The 21,836-nt window shown below is 69.9% G+C and carries 18 protein-coding genes; 5 read left to right on the top strand and 13 right to left on the bottom strand.

From position 1 onward, the window contains the following. Nucleotides 1-47 precede the first annotated feature (47 nt). The 4 genes from ACLQ2Q_RS06955 to ACLQ2Q_RS06940 are packed head-to-tail and all read right to left on the bottom strand — an operon-like array spanning nucleotide 48 to nucleotide 4,538. A complete protein-coding gene (locus ACLQ2Q_RS06955; RefSeq protein ID WP_425819352.1) occupies nucleotides 48-1,508 on the bottom strand; it encodes an aldehyde dehydrogenase (NADP(+)) in 1,461 nt (486 codons plus the stop codon). Next, nucleotides 1,505-2,599, bottom strand: a complete 1,095-nt coding sequence (locus tag ACLQ2Q_RS06950; protein WP_425819350.1) for a mandelate racemase/muconate lactonizing enzyme family protein — start codon at nucleotides 2,597-2,599, stop codon at nucleotides 1,505-1,507. The genes ACLQ2Q_RS06955 and ACLQ2Q_RS06950 overlap by 4 nt, the downstream gene beginning before the upstream one ends. Continuing rightward, nucleotides 2,596-3,606, bottom strand: coding sequence for a 5-dehydro-4-deoxyglucarate dehydratase (locus ACLQ2Q_RS06945; protein WP_425819348.1), 1,011 nt, complete (start codon nucleotides 3,604-3,606; stop codon nucleotides 2,596-2,598). The genes ACLQ2Q_RS06950 and ACLQ2Q_RS06945 overlap by 4 nt, the downstream gene beginning before the upstream one ends. Beyond that, complete coding sequence (locus ACLQ2Q_RS06940) at nucleotides 3,603-4,538, bottom strand: NAD-dependent epimerase/dehydratase family protein (RefSeq protein ID WP_425819346.1); 936 nt, start codon at nucleotides 4,536-4,538, stop codon at nucleotides 3,603-3,605. The genes ACLQ2Q_RS06945 and ACLQ2Q_RS06940 overlap by 4 nt, the downstream gene beginning before the upstream one ends. A 154-nt stretch (nucleotides 4,539-4,692) precedes the next feature. Between ACLQ2Q_RS06940 and ACLQ2Q_RS06935 the strand changes: the two genes are divergently transcribed. Next, nucleotides 4,693-7,029, top strand: coding sequence for a glycosyl hydrolase family 95 catalytic domain-containing protein (locus ACLQ2Q_RS06935; RefSeq protein WP_425819344.1), 2,337 nt, complete (start codon nucleotides 4,693-4,695; stop codon nucleotides 7,027-7,029). Nucleotides 7,030-7,119: 90 nt separating this feature from the next. Then, nucleotides 7,120-8,133, top strand: a complete 1,014-nt coding sequence (locus tag ACLQ2Q_RS06930) for a LacI family DNA-binding transcriptional regulator (protein WP_425819342.1) — start codon at nucleotides 7,120-7,122, stop codon at nucleotides 8,131-8,133. A gap of 21 nt (nucleotides 8,134-8,154) precedes the next feature. Here ACLQ2Q_RS06930 and ACLQ2Q_RS06925 read toward each other — a convergent pair whose 3' ends face one another. From ACLQ2Q_RS06925 to ACLQ2Q_RS06915, 3 genes are read right to left on the bottom strand one after another with little or no spacing between them, the layout of a single operon-like run. Beyond that, nucleotides 8,155-9,294, bottom strand: coding sequence for a Gfo/Idh/MocA family protein (locus ACLQ2Q_RS06925; RefSeq protein WP_425819340.1), 1,140 nt, complete (start codon nucleotides 9,292-9,294; stop codon nucleotides 8,155-8,157). Then, on the bottom strand, nucleotides 9,291-10,112 hold the full coding sequence (locus tag ACLQ2Q_RS06920; RefSeq protein ID WP_425819338.1) for a DUF6807 family protein: 822 nt from the start codon (nucleotides 10,110-10,112) through the stop codon (nucleotides 9,291-9,293). The genes ACLQ2Q_RS06925 and ACLQ2Q_RS06920 overlap by 4 nt, the downstream gene beginning before the upstream one ends. Further along, a complete protein-coding gene (locus tag ACLQ2Q_RS06915) occupies nucleotides 10,109-11,701 on the bottom strand; it encodes a family 43 glycosylhydrolase (protein WP_425819336.1) in 1,593 nt (530 codons plus the stop codon). Before ACLQ2Q_RS06915 ends, ACLQ2Q_RS06920 begins: the two co-directional genes overlap by 4 nt. A gap of 72 nt (nucleotides 11,702-11,773) precedes the next feature. Here ACLQ2Q_RS06915 and ACLQ2Q_RS06910 point away from each other — a divergent pair, with 72 nt between their 5' ends. Continuing rightward, complete coding sequence (locus ACLQ2Q_RS06910; protein ID WP_425819334.1) at nucleotides 11,774-13,381, top strand: pectinesterase family protein; 1,608 nt, start codon at nucleotides 11,774-11,776, stop codon at nucleotides 13,379-13,381. On the opposite strand, the gene ACLQ2Q_RS06905 is transcribed toward ACLQ2Q_RS06910, so the two are convergent. The 5 genes from ACLQ2Q_RS06905 to ACLQ2Q_RS06885 all read right to left on the bottom strand — a co-directional run bounded on the left by ACLQ2Q_RS06905 (nucleotide 13,345) and on the right by ACLQ2Q_RS06885 (nucleotide 18,771). Next, nucleotides 13,345-14,115 carry a sialate O-acetylesterase gene (locus tag ACLQ2Q_RS06905; RefSeq protein ID WP_425819332.1) on the bottom strand — a complete coding sequence of 257 codons (771 nt, stop codon included), beginning with the start codon at nucleotides 14,113-14,115 and terminating at the stop codon, nucleotides 13,345-13,347. The two genes, ACLQ2Q_RS06910 and ACLQ2Q_RS06905, sit on opposite strands and share 37 nt — an antisense overlap. After that, nucleotides 14,112-15,518: a Gfo/Idh/MocA family protein gene (locus ACLQ2Q_RS06900; protein ID WP_425819330.1), complete on the bottom strand. Its 1,407-nt coding sequence runs from the start codon at nucleotides 15,516-15,518 to the stop codon at nucleotides 14,112-14,114. The genes ACLQ2Q_RS06905 and ACLQ2Q_RS06900 overlap by 4 nt, the downstream gene beginning before the upstream one ends. Beyond that, nucleotides 15,515-16,444: a carbohydrate ABC transporter permease gene (locus tag ACLQ2Q_RS06895; RefSeq protein ID WP_425819329.1), complete on the bottom strand. Its 930-nt coding sequence runs from the start codon at nucleotides 16,442-16,444 to the stop codon at nucleotides 15,515-15,517. Before ACLQ2Q_RS06895 ends, ACLQ2Q_RS06900 begins: the two co-directional genes overlap by 4 nt. Then, nucleotides 16,437-17,360: a carbohydrate ABC transporter permease gene (locus ACLQ2Q_RS06890; protein WP_425819957.1), complete on the bottom strand. Its 924-nt coding sequence runs from the start codon at nucleotides 17,358-17,360 to the stop codon at nucleotides 16,437-16,439. The genes ACLQ2Q_RS06895 and ACLQ2Q_RS06890 overlap by 8 nt, the downstream gene beginning before the upstream one ends. 115 nt (nucleotides 17,361-17,475) lie before the next feature. Beyond that, entirely contained in the window at nucleotides 17,476-18,771 is a 1,296-nt protein-coding gene (locus ACLQ2Q_RS06885) for an ABC transporter substrate-binding protein (protein WP_425819328.1), read from the bottom strand. A 208-nt stretch (nucleotides 18,772-18,979) separates the two neighbouring features. Here ACLQ2Q_RS06885 and ACLQ2Q_RS06880 point away from each other — a divergent pair, with 208 nt between their 5' ends. Together ACLQ2Q_RS06880 and ACLQ2Q_RS06875 are read left to right on the top strand one after the other, a co-directional pair. Then, a complete protein-coding gene (locus ACLQ2Q_RS06880) occupies nucleotides 18,980-19,723 on the top strand; it encodes an alpha/beta fold hydrolase (protein ID WP_425819326.1) in 744 nt (247 codons plus the stop codon). 33 nt (nucleotides 19,724-19,756) lie between these two features. Then, nucleotides 19,757-20,893, top strand: coding sequence for a dienelactone hydrolase family protein (locus ACLQ2Q_RS06875; protein WP_425819324.1), 1,137 nt, complete (start codon nucleotides 19,757-19,759; stop codon nucleotides 20,891-20,893). 23 nt (nucleotides 20,894-20,916) lie between these two features. On the opposite strand, the gene ACLQ2Q_RS06870 is transcribed toward ACLQ2Q_RS06875, so the two are convergent. Beyond that, the gene (locus ACLQ2Q_RS06870; protein WP_425819322.1) at nucleotides 20,917-21,831 is read right to left on the bottom strand and encodes a nucleoside hydrolase; all 915 of its coding nucleotides are present in this window, start codon (nucleotides 21,829-21,831) and stop codon (nucleotides 20,917-20,919) included. Between the last annotated feature and the right edge of the window lie 5 nt (nucleotides 21,832-21,836).

The raw sequence follows: 21,836 nt of genomic DNA, 5'->3' as shown, positions 1-21,836 counted from the left end.
TCGGCGGCCGCCCTGACGAGCCGCTGTGCGGCGGGCCGCGGGAGGGCTCAGGGCAGCTCGAGCACTCCGTTGACGCGCCGCGGGATGCCGAGGGGATTGCCGTCGCGCAGCGCCGGCGGCAGCACCGTTTCGGGTGCGCTCTGGTAGACGAGCGGCCGCAGGAACCGCCGCAGCGACGTCGCCCCGACCGAGGTGTGGAGCGAGGTGGTCGCCGGCCACGGTCCGCCGTGGTGCTGCGACCACGTGACCGCGACCCCGGTCGGCCAGCCCGCGAACAGCAGGCGACCCACGCGCTCCGACACGACGGAGACGAGGTCCGCGATGTCCTCACCCGGTTCGGCATGGATCGTGCCGGTCAGGCTGCCCTCCAGCAGGTCGAAGGCGGCGAACACCTGCTCGAGCGAATCGTACGAGACGAGCAGTGTCGCGGGGCCGAACAGCTCTTCGCGCAGGCGCGGCTCCGAGAGGAACGTGGCGATCGGCGCGTGCGCGAGACCCGGGGTCACCCCGCCTTCCGGCCCGACGGTCGAATCCACCAGCCGGGTGAGTCCCTCGATCTCACCGAGCTCGGCCCAGCCACCGGTGAAGGCGCCGTCGATGGAGTCGGTGAGCAGCTTCGCGGGCACGGGCTCGCCCACCGCCGCGGCGGCCAGCGAGGGGATGTCGCTGCCAGCGGGGACGAAGACGATGCCCGGCTTCGTGCAGAGCTGACCGGAGCCCATGGTGAACGAGCCGACGAGCCCCTCCGCCAGCTCCGCAGCACGGGCGGCCGACGCGCCCGGCGTCACGACCACCGGGTTCACGCTGCCCAGTTCTCCGTAGAAGGGGATCGGGTCGGGGCGGCTGGTTGCGATGTCGAACAGGGCGCGGCCTCCGTTCACCGATCCGGTGAACGAGCCGGCCTTGACGACGGGGTGGGCGACCAGGGCCGTGCCCGTCTCGCGACCCTCGACGAGCGCGAAAGTGCCCTCGGGTGCGCCCGCCGCGGCGAGGGCCTCGGAGACGACCTCGGCGGTGCGGTGCGAGAGCTCGAGGTGCCCGCTGTGGGCCTTCACGACCACCGGGCACCCGGCGGCCAGCGCCGCGGCGGTGTCGCCTCCGGCGACCGAGAAGGCGAACGGGAAGTTCGAGGCCGAGAAGTTCGCGACCGTGCCGAGCGGGACGAGCATGCGGCGAAGATCGGGGCGCGGGGGCGTCGCCTCGGGGGCCGCGTCATCGAGGATCGCCTCGAGGTACGAGCCCTCCCGCACGACGCCGGCGAGCAGCCGCAGCTGGCCGGTGGTGCGGGCGACCTCTCCGACGAGCCGCACCTCGGCGATGTGCGTCTCTCGGCGGGCGATCTCGACCAGCTCCTCGCGCGCCGCATCGATGGCGTCGGCGATCGCCTCGAGCCAGCCGGCGCGCACGTCGTCCGGGATCGAACGGAGCGCGACCGCCGCCGCGGCGGACCGGTCGAGCACGGGGGCGAGGTCGGCGGGGGTGGATGCGACCGTGGATGTGAGAGTCATGGGGTCTCCTCGGTGTGGGTCTGAGGGGTCGGGACGAAGGTCAGGCCGAGCCCCGGGGACTCGGATACGGTCGCCCAGGGTCCCTCGATGCGAACGGGCGACGGGGCGGCGAGCACACGCAGGGCGGCGAAGTCGGCGTCCTCGACATCTTCGACCCACGTCTCGCCGGGGAGGGCCATGCCGAGCTGGGCGGAGATGTCGGGCAGCAGGTGCGGAGCGACATCCACCCCCCGCTCGCCGGCGAGCGCCGCGATCTCGAGGAACGGCGTGATTCCGCCGACCCGCACGACGTTCGGCTGCACCGTCGAGGCGAAGCCGGCGTCGAGCACGTCGCGGAAGCGGTGGATCGTGTGCAGGTTCTCGCCGAGGGCGATGGGCACGGATGTCTCGGCGCCGAGTGCGCGGTAGCCGGCGGTGTCGTCGGCCCGGAGGGGCTCCTCGATCCAGGTGAGATCGAAACGGGCGAGCGCCTCGAGGGCGCGCACGGCGGTCGGCAGGTCCCAGCGCTGATTGGCGTCGATCATCAGCCGCCGGCCCGGCCCGAGCGCATCGCGCACGGCCGCGACACGCTCGATGTCTTCGGAGAGGTCGGGCTTGCCGACCTTGACCTTGACGGCGTCGAGGCCGCGATCCGTCCAGCGCCGTACCTGGGCCACGAGCTCATCGGCCGAGTAATGCAGGTTCACGCCGGAGCCGTAGACCGGGAGCCGCTCGTGCCGGCGGCCGAGCGCCGTGGCGAGGCCGACGCCGTCGCGGCGGGTGCGCAGGTCCCACAGCGCGAGGTCCAGGCCGGCGATCGCGATGGTCGTGATGCCCCCGCCTCCGGCCTCGTGCAGGTGCGCCCAGAGGAGCGGCCAGAGCGTGGCGGGGTCGGCATCCTGACCCACGACGAAGCGCCGGATGTCGTCGCCGAGCAGCGCGGAAACGGCCGACGCGCCGATGGTCGGTGTCCATGAGAATCCGGTGCCGACGGCGCCCTGATCGTCCTCCACTCTGACGATGATGAGGTGCAGATCGGGCGCCTCGGGCACCCAGGGCCGAGGCATCCGCGCCGACACCCGGCGCACGTCGATGCGAGCGATGCGGCTCATGACGAGACGAGGGCACTTGCGGCAGAAGCCGACACCGCGCCCTCCGGCATCCCGGCGACCTCCGACACCGCGCCCTCAGACATCCGTGCGCCGCCGGCCGACGGGAGCGACCGTCCGGCCGCGAGCAGCTGCTCGAGCCGCGCCGTGTGAGCCTCACCGGGGTCGACCAGCGGGGGTCGTACTCCCCCGACGGGAAGCCCGGCCAGGCGAACGCCGGCCTTGATGAGCGCCACCGCGTAGCCGGGCGTGGTGTCACGCAGTCCGACCAACGGGAAGAAGAACCCGGTCAGCAGCTCGTCGCAGCGCGCGTCGTCGCCGTCGCGGTAGGCCTCGTAGAACGCGCGGGCGATGTCGGGCGCCATGGCGAACACGGCTGACGAGTAGAGCGGGATGCCGATCGCCCGGTACGCCGCCTGGCTGGCTTCTGCGGTCAGAAGGCCGTTGAAGAACTGCACGTCCTCCCGCACGGCGCGCGCAGTGAGCACGATCTGCTGGGCGAGCGCCACGTCGCCGATGCCGTCCTTGAACCCCACGACGGTCGGCTGGGTCTCGAGGATGCGCGCGAAGGTCGCCGCCTCGAACTTCGCCGTCGCGCGGTGGTAGACGATGATCGGCAGCTCGGATGCCGAGGCCACCGCCGCGACGTACGCCTCAAGGCCCGCCTGCGTCGCCCCCACCAGGTAGGGCGGCAGCAGCAGCAGGCCGTCGGCGCCGGCTCCCTGCAGGTTGCGGGCGGACTCGATGGCCTGTCCGACCGGCCCGCCGACGCCCGCGATCACGGGGACGCGTCCGTCGACGGCCTCGACCGCCGTCCTGGCCACGGCGACCGATTCGCTCGCGGAGAGTGCGTGGAACTCGCCCGTCCCGCACGCGGGGAACACGCCACCGGGACCGGCGTCGACGCCCGCTTCGATGTGCGCGCGGGTCAGCGCGTGATCGACCGTGCCGTCCTCGGCGTAGGCAGTGACCGGGAAGAACAGCGGGCCATCGGCGAAGGCGAAACTCACGATGCGGACCTTTCCGTTTCGAGCGACAGCTCGAGAACGGATGCCTCGAGCCGGGCGACCTCATCGGCCGGAAGTTCGGTGCGCCAGCTGCGGCTGGCCGTCCAGCCGAGGTCGCGGAAGGCAGCGTCCGAGGAGAACGCGGAGGCCGTCCCGCGCAGCGCGTCGGCGAGGGGAGCGGTGCCGGGGTGGAAGGCGGGAAGCAACTCGGAGAGCGGCCGGAGCGCGAGAGCGTCGGCCGCTGAGACGAAGTAGCGGGCGCCGCTCGGTGCGTCGTCGGCGCGCAGCCACGCATCGACGAACTCCCCGGCGTCCCGCCCGTCGAGGTAGTTGAACAGCGACACGGCGGCGAACTCCGGCCGTTCGAGGCGCTCGATGATGGTGTGGCCCTGCTGGGTCGGAACGCCCGCCCACTCGTCGGGCGCGATCACGTAGCAGGGCCGGAAGCTCGCGAGCCGCACGCCGGGGTTGGTGCGCGCGAACATCTCGACGGTGTCTTCGACGCACACCTTCGACAGCGCGTAGCCGTTCGTGGGTCGGCGCTCCTCGTGCTCGTCGAGGGGAAGCCTCGCCGGCGCCCAGTCGGCTCCGCCGTAACCGAGCACGGTGGGGCTGGAGGCGACGAGCACGCGCGTCGCGCCCGCTGCGACGGCCGCCTCGATCACGGTGAAGGCCATGCCGGTGTTCGTCGCGAAGATGGTGCGCTCGGGTGCGCTGAACGGCACGGCGATCGCGGCGAGGTGCACCACGGCATCCGGCTCGAATCGCGCGAAGACGTCCTCCGTCGCGGCGGCGTCCGTCAGATCGACCGCCTCGCCCTCGTCTCCCGGAATCAGCGTGCGGTCGATCGAGAGCACGCGATGCCCCGCGCCGCGCAGCACCGCAGTGACGCTGCGGCCGAGGCGCCCGGATGCTCCCGTCACGGCTATGCGCATCGGTCGTCCTCTCTGTCAGAAACCGGTTTCTCTGACTACGATACCGTGTGTGCCGTGTCGGAGCAACCGCTTTCCCGCCGTTGCCCGCACCGCGTTCTCCTGTCCGGCGAAAGGAACGCATCCTGTCCGATTCGATCTCTTCCCCACCTTCGCGATGAGCGCCGAACGGCTCGCCGCCGGCAGGCCCGCCGAACGCTGGACCGAGGCCTGGCCTCTGGGCAACGGGCGCCTGGGTTCCATGGTGTTCGGCACGCCACATCGCTCCCGATTCCAGCTGAACGACGACACCTGCTGGACCGGCTCCCCCGCCTCGGCCCACGGCAGGCTCAGCCATGCATCCGTCGACGGGCCCGCCGCGCTCGCGCGCGTGCGTTCGGCGTTGGCGGCGGGCGACGTGGCCGCCGCCACTGCGGCGGAGCAGGATCTGCAGCTGGGGTGGTCGCAGGCATACCAGCCCCTGGCCGATGTGTGGGTGGAATCCGACGGCGACCGCGAGCCCCGGACGCTGGAGCGGATCCTCGACCTGCCGACGGCCACGAGCACGACGACCTGGACCACGCCGGCGCAATCGGCGCGTGAGGTGTCATGGGTGAGCGCCCCCGACGGTGTGCTCGTCATCGAGCGGGAGGTGACGCGGGGAGCCCCCTTCTCCGGCCGCGTGCTGCTGGACACACCCCACGAAGACGGCACGGTCCGCGCCGGAGCGGCGGACGCGACGATCACCGTGCGGATGCCCTCCGACATCTCCCGTGAAGCCGGGTCGAAGACCGAGCACGCCCTTCACGACCCCGCTCCGGGTGCCGCCGTCACTGCCGTCGTCGCCCTTCTCCTCGAGCATGACGGTGTCTCCACCGGCGCGCTGGCGTTCGCCGGGGCCCGCCGCATCCGCATCGTCGTCGCGACCGCAACCGACTTCGTCGGCATGCGGATCGCACCGCACGGAGACGCATCCCGGCTCCTGGCCGAGGCGTCGGCGCGGTCCGCCGCGGCGCTCGCACGCGGCGATGCGCTGCACGCTCGGCACGTCGCCGATCACCGCGCGCTCTACGACAGGATGTCGCTGCACCTGGGCACCTCCGGCTCCGCGTCGGTCTCGACGGCCGAGCTGCTTCGCGGCGCGGCCGAGGACGGAGACGAGCGCAGGCTGGCCGAAACCGTGTTCGCCTTCGGCCGTTACCTCACGATCGCGGGGTCGCGCGCCGGCAGCGGTCCGCTGAATCTGCAGGGCATCTGGAACGACAAGCTGCTTCCGCCGTGGCGCGGCAACTACACCACGAACATCAACCTCCAGATGAACTACTGGCCCACCGAGGCGGTGAATCTGGCCGAATGCCACGAGCCCCTGCTCGAATGGCTGGGCGACCTCGCCGAACGGAGCGCGAGAACCGCGCGCGAGCTGTACGGACTGCCGGGCTGGACGGTGCATCACAACTCGGACATCTGGGGGTTCTCCGTTCCCGTCGGCGACGGCACGTTCGACCCGGTGTGGTCCATGTGGCCCATGGGCGGGGCTTGGCTCTGCCGACACCTCTGGGATCGCTGGCTCTTCTCCCAGGACCTGGAAGAGCTTCGCGATCGGAGTTGGCCGATCCTGCGGGGCGCCGCCGCCTTCGTCCTGGACTGGCTCGTCGAACTCGACGACGGCACGCTCGGCACGATGCCTTCCACCTCCCCGGAGAATCACTTCCTCGTCGGCGCGGTGCGAACCGGGCTGACGGTCTCGACGACCGCCGATCTCGCCATGATCCGGGACCTGCTGACGAATGTCGTGAGCGCGGCCGAGATGCTGGGGCTCGATGATCCGCTCGTCGCTCGAGCGGCGCGCGCCCTGTCGCGCATCCCTCGCGAGCACATCACCGGCGAGGGGCTGCTCGCCGAGTGGTACGACGACTCCCCTGACGCCGAACCGCATCACCGTCATCAGTCTCATCTCTATGGCGTGCTGCCTGGGGACGCGGTGGTCCCCTGGACCGAAGCGGAACTCTGCCGAGCCGCTGCGCGGAGCCTCGATGTGCGGGGCCGCGACACCACGGGCTGGTCGCTCGCCTGGCGGGTCGGGCTGCGGGCGCGCCTCCGGGATGCGGTGGGTGCCCACGCCGCGCTGCGCGACTTCCTCGCACCCGTTAGGGAACCGGACGATCCCGGACCGTCCGGCCAGGCGGGGCTGTACGCGAATCTCTTCTGCGCGCATCCGCCGTTCCAGATCGACGGCAACTTCGGCATCACCGCGGCGATCCTGGAGATGATCGTGCAGTCGCACGGCGGCCGCATCGCGATACTGCCCGCCCTTCCGGCGCAGTGGCCGAGCGGCAGGGTGCGCGGTGCACGGGTGCGAGGCGGCGCGGAAATCGACCTCGACTGGCGCCACGGCGTCCCGACCTCACTGACTCTTCGAGGAGGCATCGGAACCGTGCACACCGTCGAGATGCGCGGCGAGGTGACGCGCGTGGCGATCGGTCCCTCCGGCTCGACCGACGTCCCGATCCGGTAACCGGTTCCCCGCTATGCTGGGCAACGGATGGGGCACTGCACTCTCGCAGAACCGCGAGTGCGCTCCCCAGCGCGACGTCCGGAGGATGTGATGACCATCGACGCGGTGAACGCGGGCAAGCGCGCGACCATCACCGACGTCGCGCGCGCGGCGGGTGTGTCGCGGGCAACCGTCTCACGGGTGATGAACGGCATCAGCACGGTGGACGCATCGATCGCCGAGCGGGTCCTGGCGACCGCCTCCGAGCTCGAATACGCGCCGAGCGGGACCGCGCGTTCCCTGTCGCTCGGGGTGACCCAGACCGTCGCGATGATGGTCCCCGACCTCGGCAATCCGATGTTCCAGGAGATCCTGAAGGGCTTCCACCACGCGGCCGGGGCCGACGGGTACCGCGTGCTGGTGTCGGACTCTCAAGAGGTCGTCGCCGACGAGGTCGCGATCGCCCGTGACGCGCGACGCCGTTGCGACGCGGTCGTGCTGTGCGCACCGCGATCGAGCGGCGAGGCGCTGGTCGAGCTGCTGCGCACCGTGCAGCCCGCGGTCGTGATCAACCGCAGCACGCAGGGCGGCGTCGCGCCGGCGGTCACGATCGACTACGCCGCCGGCATCCGGTCTCTCGTCGACCACCTGGTCGCCCTCGGCCACCGCCGCCTGGCGTACCTGGAGGGGCCGCCGCAGAGCGCGTCGAATGTCGTCCGGATGGAGACACTCGAGAAGATGAAGCAGGAGCGGGACGATCTCGAGATCCACTGGGTACCGTGCGGATCGACCCTGGTGGACGGCTATCGGGCGTGGCCGGACGTGCAGTCCACCGGTGCCACTGCGGTGATCGCCTTCAATGACCTGGTCGCCCTCGGCTTCCTCGGCCGGCTGAACGAGGAATCGATCGCGGTTCCGGCCGACCTCTCCGTCGCCGGATTCGACGACATCCCGTTCAGCCGATTCTCGTCCCCGCCCCTGACGACGGTGACGATCGATCAGGTGCGGATCGGCGAGGTGGCGTGGCAGAAGCTGCGAGCCGCGATCGACCGCGGCGAGGAACCGTCGGAGACGAGATTCCGTCCGGATCTGGTCGTGCGAGCAAGCACCGGTCCCGCCCGCTGAGGGCAAGAGCCGGACCGCCTCTCAGGCTTGAGCCCACTCCACGCCGGCCTCGCGGAACGTGCGCTCCGTGCGGACGGCCTCGTGCAGGGCATGCTCGACACCGTCGACGATCGGATGGCGGCCGGCGGCGTCCGTCACCCACCGCACCCGGGACGGGTCGATCGCCGCCGGATCGGGTGCATCCATCACCCCCTGCAGGAGCCTCATGAATCCTCCGCTGTCCACGAGCGGCGAGCACAGCGGGCGAGCGTCGCGACGCGCGATGATGAGGTCCTCGAGGAGCGGCGTGCGATCGTGCCGCGTCGTCACCGGCGGCTCGCCCGTGCGCGAGTGCTCCTGCACGACGTCGATCCCGTAGTAGAAGACGATGCGGCCCTTCGTGCCCACGACCTCGACCCACGGTTCCTCGCGGGAGGCCGCGCAGAGAGTCACCGCGGTCGTGAGCGATGGCGCGTCCCGCAGCCCAAGGCGAGCGACGGAGGTGTCGTCGGCCTCGATGTCGTTGGCTCGATGCAGGTCGAGGGTCATGCCGACGACGTCGTCCGCTCGCATGCGGTCCGCCAGCGCGAGCGCCGTGGCCGTGGCGTGAGCCAGAGGATTGGTGAGCACGCCGTCTGCCACGACGCGGTCGCCCACTCGGCGTCTGCCGGCCCACGCGGCACGTCGCCAGTAGCTCTCGGGCCGCACCCAGCCCGCCGAGGCGCCGTAGCGGGTGATCTCGCCGACCGCGCCCTCGCGCACGCGATCCCGGATGTAGGCGAGGGCGTGCGAGCCGAGACTCTGGAAGCCGACCTGCACCAGGGCGCCCGCTCTCTCGGACTCCGCGCACAGCTCATCGAACTCCGTCAGGGTGGCGGTCGGCGGCTTCTCGAGGAGAACGTCCGCCCCCGCCCGCACGGCCGCGAGGGCCAGGTCGGCGTGGGTGTGGATCGGCGTACTGATGATCACGACATCAGGCACCGCAGCCTCGAGGAGAGATGCGAGCTCTGAGTGATAGGCGGTCGCGTCGGGGAGGAGGCCGGAGGGGACGGGCACGGGATCGACCACGGCCGCCAGGGTGATGCGCCCCTCGCGATGGGCGTCGGTCGCGATGACGACGTGCGAACGGCCGTGCCCATGGGCACCGACCACCGCGACCGTGGGGGTAGACGAGGTGGTCACAGCCGGCCTCCTTCTCCGCCGAACACGGCTCGGCGGCCTCGCTCCACGACGCGCTCCTCGTCGCCATTCAGCACGGCGACCCGGAGCCGCAGGGTCAATGCGCCTCCCGGCGGCACGGCACGCCGATGCCGCACCGCCACCGCGGGACCGAATCCGACGTAGCCGTCGTCCCGGACGAACCACGGGTACCCTCGCGGCGCCGCCGCCACGAGCGCGGCCCGAGGAGACTGGATCGCAAGCCACGGCGACTCCGATCCGTGGGCCGCCTGGACCCCGGCGAGTGCCTCCGATGAGATCGCGGCCGATTCGAAGGGCGTGCGCCAGAACAGGCCTCCGTAGAACGCTCCCGGCCGCCCGTTCGTCGCGGGGCTCCCCAGCGTGACGCCGTCCGGCGCCTGCAGTCGTGACACCCAGTCGAGAATCCAGCCGCCGTCGAACCCTTCCACCGACACCTCGCGCTGTTCGACTGCCTGGAGGCTGCCGTCGGGTCGCCGCCACGAGATCTCGTCGAGAACGCCCGAGGCCGACACCGTCCGGCTCTCGACCCGCTGCGTCCCGTGATTCTCCAGCATGGTCGACCCGCTCCCGCGCACGTACGTGCGCCCACCCCAGTAGCTCACGCCGTCGACATCGGGCAGGGCGGCACTCACGCCGTAATGGTGCGGATGGTCGCTCGGATGAGTCTGAGTCACGGGCTCTCCCCCGAGGGTCCACACCTCGACGAACGGGCGCGGAGAGAGCTGCGGCGCCATGTCCGAGCCGTCATCCAGCCGAGCGACGACGTGCCCATTCACCTCGAGCTCTACCGCCGAGGTCATGCTCGGCTCCGGCTCACGGGAGCCTGCGCGCCGTCCGGCTCCTCTGTGTCGATCGGATCCTGCGCGCCGACCGGATCCTCTGTGCGGATCCGGAACCGCTGCATCCGCGCAACGCCCGGCTCGCCGCCGAGCGGCGCCGCGGCGAAGATTCCGATCTCCGCGCCGATCCAGTGACCCGCGACGGCCGTGAACGCGACCGCGAGCTCCTGCCACACCCCTCCGTCGAGGACGAGTGCCGAGACGACGGCATCACTGTCGACGATCACCCGCAGGCGGACTTCGTCACTCGCCCACGGTCGATCGCGCACGATCTCCTCCTCGAGCCGACCGTCTATCCGGGTGGCGACGACGAGCCGTCTCCCCCCATCGCCCACCCGGAGTCCCACCCAGAGGTAGCTCCGGCCCAGCACCAGTAACCCCGCGCGCGTTCCCGGCGGCCCGTCGACTCGAATCGACACCTCCGCCGATGTCGGCATCCCCGGAAGGGGCTGCCCGAGCACCTGCGGGATCGCGCGGAGATTCCCCCCGTCGTTCGGCACGGCCACGAGCCGCAGCCCGTCCGATCCGGTGTCCCACCAATCGGCGCGTGGATTCGCCTGCCACGCCCAGTTCGCGTCGATCCCATCGATGAAGTCGTCGTCCGCCGCGAGCGTGCGCCGCTGCTGGACCGCCCCGAGGGGCGAGGGATGCCGCAGCACGGGGACCGCCGCTCCGCCCGAGACGGCCCGGCCCATGAGCGGCCAGCCCTCGGCATCCCACGCCATCGGCTGAAGATGCAGCACGCGACCGAATGCGCCCCGGTCCTGGAAGTGGAGGAACCAGTCCGTGCCGTCCCCGGCGTCCACCCATGCGCCCTGGTGGGGTCCGTTGACGGTGGTCTCTCCCTGCTCCAGGGCGATCCGGCCCTCGTAGGGACCGAACACGCTCCGGGAACGGAACACCGACTGCCATCCGGTCGCGACTCCGCCGGCTGGGGCGAAGATCCAGTACCAGCCGTCCCGCTTGTAGAACTTCGGCCCCTCGAGCGTTCGGTACCCGTCCAGCGCGTTCCCGTCGATCACCAGCCTGCTCGGACCCAGTGCGGTGGTCAGCCGCGCATCGACGGGTGCGACCCACAGCTCGTTCTTGCGCCCCGCGCGGCTGCCGGCCCAGCCGTGCACCAGATACGCCGCGCCGTCGTCGTCCCACAGCGGGCACGGATCGATCAGGCCGAGGCCCTCGAGCAGCACCCTCGGCTCGGTCCATGGCCCGGCCGCATCGGTCGCGCTCGTCACAAGGATTCCGCGATCCGGATCGGGGAAGACGATGTGGAAGGTGCCCTCGTGGTGGCGGATGGAGGGCGCCCATACGCCCCCGCCGTGCCGGGGCAGCCGGAACCAGTCTTCGGGCTCGTTGCGGGGGATGGCCGACGTGACGGGGGCCCAATTGACGAGGTCGCGGGAGGTGAACACCGGAAGCCCGGGCGCGCGGTTGAAGCTCGACGCGACGAGGTAGAAGTCGCGGCCCACCCGGATCGCATCGGGGTCCGGCCGGTCCTCGTCGAGGATCGGGTTCTGGTAGTGCGGCTCATCGTCGTGCCGAAGGTTCATGGGATCGATTCTGTTGAGAAACCGGTTACTATGCATAGAATCGTACCGGAAACCGGTTACTCGGAGGAAACAATGGCGAAGATGCTGCGGGTCGGAGACGACGCAGACATGATCCCGACGCTCGGGATGGCGCTCGCAGACCCCGACGCCACCGAGATCGTGCTGCATCCCGGCGTGTACATCGAGCACGTCGTGATCGCCCCTCGGGATGCGCCCCTGCTGATCCGCTCGTCCACGGGCGCCGCCGAGGATGTCGTGCTGACCTTCGGCCTGCGGCAAGGAGACCGCGACCGAACGGGCATGGAGTTCGTCCAGTCGTGCGCGACCCTGACGATCGACGCCGATGCGGTCACCGTCCGGCACATCACGATCGAGAACAGCTTCGACCGCCGCGCGCATCCTGAGCTTCCGAACGTGCAGGCGCTCGCCCTGCGAACCCGCGGCGATGAGATCCTTCTCGATGGGTGCCGTCTGCTGGGCAGGCAGGACACCGTTCTGCTCGACGCCCCCAGTTTCGCCGCGTGGCGCCGCGTGCACCTGCGGGAGTGCGAGATCCAGGGGGATGTCGACTTCGTCTACGGCCGCGCCACGGCCCTCATCGAAGGGGGCATCCTGCGCAGCGTGGGGCCCGGTTACATCGCCGCGCCGAGCACCGCGCGGGAGAACCCGCGGGGGTTCCTCTTCTGGAACGTGGACGTCGTCGCCGATCTTCCGGACGGATCCGTGCGACTGGGACGTCCCTGGCACCCGGGCGGCAAACCGGATGCGGTCGGGCAGGCCGTGTTCGCACGATGCCGCCTGGGGGCGCACATCGCCGCCGAGCCGTGGGACGACATGGGCGGATTCTCGTGGCGCGACGCGCGGTTCGAGGAGTTCGAGAACGTCGGCGAAGGCGCCCGGCGGGGGGAAGACCGACCACAGGCCGCCCTGGCTCCCGATCCCCGGGACTGGCTCACCGCCCCCGCGGCCCGCATGCAAGAGGGCCCCGCCGCCGTCATCGTCTCGGACTCGACCGCGTCGCACTACGACCAGAGCCGCGCGCCGCGCACGGGGTGGGGACAGCGCCTCCGTCGGCACACCGGGATGCCGACGCGCAATCTCGCGATCTCCGGGGCGAGCAGCCGCAGCTTCATCGAGCTCGGTGCACTCGATGCGGCTCTCGACACCCTGGAGCCGGGCGACCTGCTGCTGATCGGGTTCGGCCACAACGATTCGAAGCCGGATGAACGGCACAGCGACGTCTTCACGGAGTTCGAGTCGAACCTCCGCCGTTATCTCATCGGCGCCCGCGCGCGCGGCGGAGTGCCCGTCCTGCTGACCCCCATCGTGCGCCGGCATTTCGTCGACGGCCGCCTGCGCTCGACTCACGGCGGTTACCCGGAGCGCGTGCGCCGGCTCGCCGCCGCGGAGGGTGTCGCCCTGATCGATCTCACGCGGCTGACGGGCAGCCTGGTGCAGGAGCTCGGGCCCGAAGAGAGCAAGCGGCTGTTCCTCTGGCTCGAGCCGCGAGTGTGGCCCGGCTTCCCCGATGGCGAGGCCGACGACACCCATCTGTCCGACGAGGGCGCGGATGCCGTCGCCGCGCTGGTGGCCGAAGGGGTCGCATCCGCGGGCCTGCTCGATGGGGAGCGGCGCGCGCCTGCTCAGCCTGCGCGCAGCTCCTCGTACGCGACGAAGTAGTTCTCGCCGAGGATGCGCTGACCGGATGCCGTCAGGTGCGTGGTGAGGTCGTTGACGTGACCGAACGGCGGCGCCTCGGCATAGCCGGTGTTCGGTACCCGGTTCGGGGTGTTCCGCAGGGCATCCGCCACGCCCTGGTGGTTCGGGTATGCGCGGCGACGCTCCGCCGGGAGCTGACCCACGAGAAAGGGCGCATCGGCCGCGGCCGGCAGCCGTTCCCGGAGCGCCCCGATCAGCTCATCGAGGTCGGCGGCGTAGTCCGCCTCGCTGCGGCCGCCGTCGGTCTCGCCCTGATGCCACAGGATCGCGTCGATCGTCGCGCCGGGACCGGCCGCCTCCAGGGCGGCGGTACTGTGCGCGATCGTGGCGTCGAAGAGATTCGGAGCACCGTCTTTCACCAGGTCCACCTTCCACACGCCGGCGTAACCGCCGTGCGAGCGCATGCCGGTGCTGCCCATCGTGACGGGCACGAGAAGGATCCGGTCCTCCGGCGGAAGCGTCGGAAGGAGCAGCGCGGCGAACGGCCCGCCCGGTCCAAGCCCACCCGGCGGGTGGCCCCCGATGGGCGGAAGCGGCTCGCGCGCGTGCACGATGGTGCCGGCGTCCGGCCCGGAACCGGGGAACACCTCGATCCGCGGGTCGCGCGCGTCGAGCCCGTCGGGCTGATAGTCGGTGTTCGAGCCGTTCGCGTTGGACTGGCCCAGCACGAGGATGAGGTGCCTTCGGCCCGTCACGCGGAGACCTTGGGCCGGAGGCCGTGGACGCCGCCATCGGATTCGATCAGGGGGAGCCCGAACTCGGCGACGCGCACCGGCATCCCGGTGCGGATGGACTCGTTGCCTGAGACGCCGACGATCACGCTGCGCACCCCGTCGAGGTACCCGGCCTGACGCCGGAGGGGGTCCTCCCCCGGTCCACGGAACACGTCGTCGAGCAGCATCCGATCCCCACCGCCGTGCGATCCGACACCTTCCGGAATGGGGATGACGCGGGGCGGCTCCCACAGGCGCTGCAGCACGACGCGCGACCCGTGGGGACGGACGGTCTCCGTCTGCGCGAGGTCGTCGACCTGCGCGCTCGGGTCGACGACGGGAGCGGACTTGCCGTTCGGCCCGAGGCCACTGGTCGCACGGTCGTGGCTGACGGCGCCTCGCTCGACCACCTCCAGCTCCACGCGTCCCTCGGTTCCCGAGATCGCGACGCGATACCCCTCCCAGGGCGAGTGCGCGACAAGGGTGTACGCGAGGGACGCACCGCTCCGGTACCCGACGGCGACGGTCATGTTGTCCTCGATTGTGATGCCGTCCGAGAACACGTCGCGATCGCGCTGGTAGCCGTCCAGCGACTCCGCCTCGAGGAACAGGGCCGACAGCTTGTCGTCTGCGGCGAGGTCCAGGGCGAAAGGATCGCCCGGCAGGTCGCGACCCAGCTCGGCGCGCGGTCCCAGGCCACGACGCGCCGCATTCTCGGGTCCGTAGAATCTGAGCCGCCCGAGTGCGAACACGACATCGGGCACATCGTCGATCCACCAGTTGACCAGGTCGAAGTGATGCGTCGACTTGTGCACCAGGAGCCCACCGGATTTCGACTTCTCCCTGTGCCATCGGCGGAAGTAGTCCGCCCCGTGCACGGTGTCCAGGCACCACTCGAAGTGCACGGAGGTCACATCGCCGATCAGGCCGTCCGCGATGATCTGGCGCACGAGGGTGTTGCGCGGCGAGTAGCGGTAGTTGAAGGTGACGATGAGGTTGCCCGCCGACCGGTCGGCTGCGTCCACGATGGCCCGCAGGCTCGGCGCATCGATCGTCATGGGCTTCTCGCAGACGACGTCCAGGCCACGGTCAAGACCGGCCACGATGTACTCGGCGTGCGTGAAGTCCGGCGAGGTGACGATGAGGACATCGGGTACGGTCTCGGCGAGCATCGTCTCGAACGACTCGGGAGCGAAGTGCCGGATGGCGGCTGCACTGCCGAGTTCTCGAGCCACCCCGTCATAGAACGCCATGCGCCTCTCGTTGGTGTCCAGGAAGGCGACGACCTCGCCGAGGTCGGCGTGAGTGGTCAGCAGTGCCCGCAGGTACATCTCCGAGCGACCGCCCGTCCCGATGATGGCGTAGCGGCGAGTGAAGTCCGTCATTTCAGTCCCGTCGTCGCGATGCCGTTGATGAGGTAGCGCTGTCCGATGAAGAAGAAGGCGATCACCGGCAGCAGGGAGACAACCGACATCGCGAACATCGGACCCCACTGGCTCGAGCCCTCACTCGCCACGAACTGGCGCAGGGCCAGCGGCACGGTGAGCAGCTTCTGGTCGGTCAGGTACAGCAGCGGCCCGAAGAAGTCGTTCCAGCTGCCGATGAAGGTGAAGATGGCGATCGTCGCGAGCGCCGGCTTCGTGAGCGGAAGGATGATGCTCCAGAACGTGCGGAACGCCCCCGCGCCGTCGATCTTGGCGGCATCCTGCAGCTCCATGGGGAGGTTCCTCATGAACTGCACGAGCAGGAACACGAAGAACGCGTTCGAAGCGAGGAACGCCGGCACGGTCAGCGGCAGGAACGTGTTGACCCATCCGAGCTTGGCGAACACGATGTACTGCGGGATCAGCACGACGTGAGCGGGGAGCAGCATCGTGCCCAGCATCGCTGCGAACATCAGCTTGCGACCGCGGAACCGCAGCCGAGCGAAGGCGTAGGCGGCGAGCGAGCATGACAGCAGGTTGCCGATGATGTTGAGGACTGCCAGCAGGAGCGAGTTCCACATGTACAGCTGGAACGGGTACTCCAGTGCGTCCCACCCCTGCGCGTAGTTTCCGAGTTCGATCTCGCTCGGGATGAGACCCGCGTCGTTGAAGACCATGTCACTCGGCTTGAACGACGCCGAGAGCATCCACAGCAGTGGGTAGATCATCACGACGCCGAGACCGATCAGCACGACATGGCGGAGGAAGCGCTGACGGGGACTGCCGGTCAGCTCTTCCTGATGCGTCTCACCGCCGACCTTGCCGGCAAGGCTGCGAAGGCTGGAGCGGCCGCGAAGGCCGGTGCGGATTACCGTGGTGTCAGTCATCGTAGAAGACCCAATACTTCGAGGCGAAGAAGTTGATCGCGGTGAACAGTGCGATCACGACGAACATGACCCACGCCATCGCTGACGCGTAGCCCATGTCGAACCGCTGGAAGCCCTGCTGGTAGAGGTACAGGTTGTAGAACAGGGTGGACTCGGCGGGACCGCCGGTGCCGCCGCTGAAGACGAAGGCCTGCGTGAAGGTCTGCAGCGAGCCGATCAGACCGAGCACGAGATTGAAGAAGATGACCGGGCTGAGCAGCGGCAGCGTGATCGCCCGGAACTGCCGCCATCCCCCCGCACCGTCGACGGAGGCCGCCTCGTAGTACGACCGCGGAATCTGACGCAGCCCGGCGAGGAAGATCACCATCGACGCCCCGAAGCCCCAGACCGCGAGGGTGACGAGCGTCACGAGCGCCCAGTCCGGATCCGTCGTCCAGCCTGGCCCATCGATGCCGAAGAAGCCGAGGAACTGGTTGACGATGCCGTTGTACCCGAAGATCGAGCGCCACAGCATGACGATGGCGACGCTCGCGCCGATCAGTGACGGCAGGTAGAAGACGGATCGATAGAAGTTGAGTCCTCGCACACCCCGGTTGAGGAGGACCGCGAGCCCGAGTGCAGCCGCTATCGAGATGGGAACCGCCAGCAGCGTGTACATCAGCGTGACCTGGGTGGCGGTCGCGATCTTCGGATCCTGGAACAGCCGGACGAAGTTCTCGAACCCGATCCACTCGGGCGGCTGCAACAGGTTGTAGTCCGTGAAGGCGAGCCACAGCGAGACGCCGAAGGGGATGATCGTGAACAGCATCCCGAGGATCCAGGGGATGAGCATCACGTAGGCGACGGCGGTGTCGTCCTTCCCCCCGCGGCTGCGGCGCCACCAGGGACGATCTCGGTCTCGGACGACGCTGCTCAGAACTCCTGGCTCGACCTCGGCGACGGTCTCACTGCCTCCGATAAGGCTGGTCACGGTATCTCCTTCGATCGTGCGGGTGGGAGGGGGCGGGTCCGGCGGACCCGCCCCGGTGGCATCAGCCGGCGTTGGCGAGGATCGACTCCGCCTCGGAGACGAACTTCTCCGCCGCTTCGCGCGGCGTCATCCGGCCGAACTCGACCTCGGTGCCGACCGACACGAGCGCGTTGCCCACCTCTCCGGCGCCTGCGGGCTCGAGGAAGTACGGGGCGAGGTCCTCCTCCTGAAGCCCGAGGACGTAGTCGACGAACGTCTTCGCATCGGGCTCCAGCCCGGCGGCGACCTCTTCGGCGACGGCCGGATTGATCGGCACCCCGAGCAGCGTGGAGCGAGCCTCGTAGGACTCGGGGTCGTTGGTGAGGAAGTCGATGAGCTTTGCGGCCTCCTCCGGATGCTTGGACTGAGCCGCGGCGGCCCACAGGAGCGTCGGGGTGACCGCCATACCGGGCCGCTCGCCCTCCGTCTCACCGGGGAAGCGCATGAGTGAGAGCTTGCCGTCCAGGGCGGACTGGAAGTCCGGGAAGACGTTGGAGGGGATCACCTGGGATGCGATGAAGTCCTTGCCGAGGGGAGACTCCGCAGTCGAGCTGCCCTGATCCTCGAGCGAGCCGGCGGGGGCGAAGCCGCCATCCGCACGCATGTCGACCGTCATCTGGAAGTAATCCTCGACGGTGTCGACCGAGACGCCGAGTTCGCCGTCTTCGGTGTAGAAGTCCTCGCCGCGCTGGCGCGCGAACGTGGAGATGGCCGGGGTCCAGGGGACATAGAAGCCGGTGCCGTACACGCCGGTCGCGTCGAAGATGTCCTTGTTGAACGCCTCGAAGTCCTCCCAGGTCCAGGTGGAGTCATCCGGCATCCCGAGGCCCGCCTGCTCGACGATCTCGTTGTTGTAGACGAATCCGATGGCCGTCGACCCCGTCGGCATGCCATACGTCGCGCCGTCGAGCTGTCCGGACGCGAGGATGCTGTCCGGCAGGTCGTCGAAGTCGATCTCGTCCGAGAACTCGCTCAGGTCGGCGAGTGCCCCGCGCGAGGCGTATTCAGCGAGCCAGAGTCCGACGAGGAACATGACGTCCGGCGGGCTCCCGGCGGCGAACTTCGTCGCCAGCTTGTCCTGGTACGAGCCCACGTCCATCCAGTCGAGCTTGACGGTGACGCCGGGGTTCTTCTCCTCGAAGACGTCGAAGACCTCTTCGTAGACCTCCGCCTGAGTGGTGTCCGCCCAGGCCTGAACCGTGAGCGTGACATCTCCCGAGTCCTCGGCACCCGGGCCGGCGCAGCCCGCAAGCACGACGCCCGCTGCGGCCGCAACCGATAGAGCCGTGATCGCACGGCGCTTCGTGTGAGTCTTCATTGACGTCCCCTTGTTCGTGGTGAGCTGTTCGAGCGTCGGCACAGCTTGCGCTCGGTAACCGGTTTCTCGACCGGTGCGAGACATGCTACGCCCGAAACGGCGAAAAGGGAAACCGGTTACCCGAATCTTTTCGATCCGTTGGGAACCGGTTTCTGATCGCGCTGAATCGCGATACATTCGACCGGAGCCACGAGCAGGAGGCAGGTCGATGTACGCGGACTTCGTCGCATTCACGCCCCGGGGCGACGCGGTGCGCTGGATCGATGTCGCGGGCGACGGCGGTCCCGTCGTGTATCTGCACGGTCTGGGATGCCACGGGGCGGCGTCGTGGGCGGATGCCGCTTCCCGTCTCGGTCGTCGCGCCATCCTGGTCGACCTGCCCGGCCATGGCAGGAGCGATCGCCCGCGGACATACGACTATTCGCTGCCGTCCCTCCGGGATGCCGTGATCGCCGTCGTGGAGACCGTCGCGGACGGGCCGGTCGATCTCGTCGGGCACAGCCTGGGCGGCACCCTTGCGATCCTGATCGCGGCAGCAAGGCCAGACCTGGTGCGTCGGTGCGTAGCCGTCGAGCCCGCGCTGGACCGTCGGGCCATCGGTGCAGGCGATATCGCCGCCTGGAGCGAGCAGGACTTCCTCGACCGCGGCTGGGAGCTCACTCTCGCCGGCGACCCCGCGTGGCGACGGGCCGAGGTCCGATTGACCGATCCTGTCGCCTTCCTGCGATGCGCCATCCACACCACGGACGCCCTCGACGACTCGATCACCGACCTCCTGCTCTCCGTTCGGGTGCCGACCACCCTCATCCGCGGTGAGGTCCGCAGCTACGACCGCAGCGACGACATCGCGCGCACTGGCATCCCCGAGATCGTTCTCGCCGGGGCACAGCACTTCGTCATGCTCGACCGGCCCGAGGCGTTCGGCCGGGAGCTTCGCGCGGCGCTCGCCTGAGCGCACGCCTCCCCCGACATGAAAGGAGCGCCGGTGTCGCCGCAACCTGCACCCCGAGACCTACGAGGGATCGAAGGTCTCGATTCTCTGCTCGATCGCCGGCCGTTCAGCGGTCGTGCACCGGAGGACATCCCCCGCGTCCTGACCGACGTGCTCGGCGTACCGACGATCCCCGCGGCCACCGCAGTCGAGGAGCTGGGCGGGTGGACGCGGAACGGCGTCGACGGTGCGCTGCTGCGGTGGAGCACGGGTTTCGGTCCAGACACGGAGGCGTTCCTGCTGCGGCCGAGCGGCGAGACCGGTCCGCTCCCCGGAATCGTCGCGCTGCACTGCCACGGCGGGATGAAGCGGTACGGCAAGGAGAAGATCGCCGACGGCCCGGACGCCGTTTCCGCTCAGATCCAGGCCTTCCGCGACGAGTGCTATTCGGGTCGGGCGGTGGCGAACGAGTTCGCGCGGGCCGGCAACGTCGTGCTGGTGCATGATGCGTTCGGCTGGGGCAGTCGCCGGGTGCCGGTGGAGAACATGCCCTGGCGAAGCGAGCACATCGCTGGGCTCGAACTGGACGAGCGGCGCCGGGCCGGCGAGCCGCTGGATGAGGCACGGGAATACGACCTGCACGCCGGGCCGCACGAGGACGTCATGGCCAAGACGCTCGGAGTCCTGGGCACATCGTGGGGCGGCGTGATCGTCCGCGACGATCTCATCGCCGCGCAGATCCTCGCCGCGCGACCGGGGGTACGAGACGGGGGCGTCACGGTCGCGGGGCTCTCGGGGGGCGGCGCGCGGGCGGTGCTCGCGACGGCACTGAGCGACGACATCCGCGCAGCAGCCGTCATCGCCATGATGTCGACGATGGATGCGATGCTCGACGGCTATCTCCATTCGCACACCTGGGCCTTCATGAACCCCGGGATCGGTCGCGTCGCCGACTGGCCCGATATCGCCGCGTGCCGCGCACCGCGGCCGCTGTTCGTCGGGTACGCCGAACGGGACGCGCTGTTTCCACTCGAGGGGATGCGTGCCGCAGACGAGGTGATCCGGCGCCACTACGAGAGCAGGAACGCCGGCGAGGCCTATTCCGCGCACTGGGTCGACGCTCCGCACTCCTTCGACGCGGCCACCCAGCGAGCCTTCCTCTCCTGGCTGGCCGATCTCGGGACGCCGTGACCGTCCTCTGGCGCCGTGACCTCCTACTGCGCGGTCGCCGCCGCTGACGCCTCGCCGAACTCCGCGAGCTTGGCGAACATGTCCTCCAGCAGGAACCGCACGTCGATCTGCTCGACGACGAGGATGTCGCCGCCGACGTCGGCTGCCTCGTAGTGGCCGTCCGCGGTGAACCGGGTCGGCCCCTGCTTGCGGAAGACCGCGCACCACGGGTCGATCAGCAGCGCGATGGCCGGCGAGTCACCGAGCGAGCGCGACTCCGTCGCCACCCGGTGATGTGCGGTGTTGAAGTCGACCACTCCCTGTGCGAGGTGAGCCCCGAGTGCGCCGTGCGGCTCGACCTTTCGGCGCAGTTCGGCATAGCTCACGCTCACGAGGCGGTAGATGTCGGACGGCACCTGCCACACGGCGATGCCGGATGCGAAGACGACGTTCGCCGCATGGATGTCGTTGCGCAGGTTGAACTCCGGCCATGTGCCGGAGTATTCGCGATCCCCGTATGGCGGTCCGCCGATCCATATGACGGTGGTGTCGGTCCGGGCGATGTCCGGGGCCAGCAGCAGCGCGGTCGCCATGTCGGAGAGCGGGCCGAGGAAGGCGATGAAGAGGGGACCGGCATCCGCTCGTCTTGCCTCCTCGATGATCAGGCGCGCACCCGGGCTGTCGACCGGCTCGGTCGCTGACGGCAGCGCGTGCGGGGCGCCGTTCTCGACCCGCACGGCATCCGGTCGCTCCATGAGCTCGAGGATCAGCTCCAGCTCGGCACGGGAGTCGAGCATCGACGTCTGCGACCGCGCGCTGCCGAAGTGGGCGGGGATGATGCCACGGATGTCCAGCGTCGGCGACAGGAGCGCGTGGACGACCGCGAACTGATCGTCGGCCTCGTTCTTGACGTCGGAGTTGAGGAGGACGCGCCGGGTGCGCGGGTCGTCGATGATCACGCTTG

Origin of the sequence: Microbacterium sp. DT81.1 (assembly GCF_049844955.1) — a bacterium.
Lineage (GTDB): Bacteria > Actinomycetota > Actinomycetes > Actinomycetales > Microbacteriaceae > Microbacterium.
This window is presented reverse-complemented; position numbering and strand designations above follow the sequence as displayed.

Bases quoted from the DNA above. Each gene is read 5' to 3' on its own strand.
- ACLQ2Q_RS06955 (WP_425819352.1), bottom strand. From the start codon at position 1,508: ATGACTCTCACATCCACGGTCGCATCCACCCCCGCCGACCTCGCCCCC.
- ACLQ2Q_RS06950 (WP_425819350.1), bottom strand. From the start codon at position 2,599: ATGAGCCGCATCGCTCGCATCGACGTGCGCCGGGTGTCGGCGCGGATG.
- ACLQ2Q_RS06940 (WP_425819346.1), bottom strand. From the start codon at position 4,538: ATGCGCATAGCCGTGACGGGAGCATCCGGGCGCCTCGGCCGCAGCGTC.
- ACLQ2Q_RS06935 (WP_425819344.1), top strand. From the start codon at position 4,693: ATGAGCGCCGAACGGCTCGCCGCCGGCAGGCCCGCCGAACGCTGGACC.
- ACLQ2Q_RS06930 (WP_425819342.1), top strand. From the start codon at position 7,120: ATGACCATCGACGCGGTGAACGCGGGCAAGCGCGCGACCATCACCGAC.
- ACLQ2Q_RS06920 (WP_425819338.1), bottom strand. From the start codon at position 10,112: ATGACCTCGGCGGTAGAGCTCGAGGTGAATGGGCACGTCGTCGCTCGG.
- ACLQ2Q_RS06915 (WP_425819336.1), bottom strand. From the start codon at position 11,701: ATGAACCTTCGGCACGACGATGAGCCGCACTACCAGAACCCGATCCTC.
- ACLQ2Q_RS06910 (WP_425819334.1), top strand. From the start codon at position 11,774: ATGGCGAAGATGCTGCGGGTCGGAGACGACGCAGACATGATCCCGACG.
- ACLQ2Q_RS06900 (WP_425819330.1), bottom strand. From the start codon at position 15,518: ATGACGGACTTCACTCGCCGCTACGCCATCATCGGGACGGGCGGTCGC.
- ACLQ2Q_RS06895 (WP_425819329.1), bottom strand. From the start codon at position 16,444: ATGACTGACACCACGGTAATCCGCACCGGCCTTCGCGGCCGCTCCAGC.
- ACLQ2Q_RS06885 (WP_425819328.1), bottom strand. From the start codon at position 18,771: ATGAAGACTCACACGAAGCGCCGTGCGATCACGGCTCTATCGGTTGCG.
- ACLQ2Q_RS06880 (WP_425819326.1), top strand. From the start codon at position 18,980: ATGTACGCGGACTTCGTCGCATTCACGCCCCGGGGCGACGCGGTGCGC.